This window comes from Sedimentibacter sp. B4, from assembly GCF_000309315.1.
Lineage (GTDB): Bacteria > Bacillota > Clostridia > Tissierellales > Sedimentibacteraceae > Sedimentibacter > Sedimentibacter saalensis.
Map to the genome: position 1 here is coordinate 1 of NZ_CANG01000562.1, position 206 is coordinate 206.

Consider the following 206-nt stretch of genomic DNA (forward strand, 5'->3'; position numbering starts at 1 on the left):
AAAGAGAACGCGGAGTACTCCACATGAGCGATGCGGCGAGCAAGGCGGCCATCCTGATCGAAGCACTGCCGTGGCTGGAGCGCTACGTCGGGAAGACCATCGTGGTGAAGTACGGCGGAAACGCCATGGTTGACGACGCGCTGAAGTCGATTTCGCCCAGGACATCGTCTTCCTGCGCACGGTGGGGGTGAAGCCGGTGGTCGTGC

Annotated in this window: 1 pseudogene; it reads left to right on the forward strand. The window is 62.1% G+C overall.

Annotation, left to right across the window (positions count from 1 at the left end):
- Positions 1-23 precede the first annotated feature (23 nt).
- A pseudogene (locus BN358_RS12260) lies at positions 24-206 on the forward strand (acetylglutamate kinase); the annotation flags it as partial.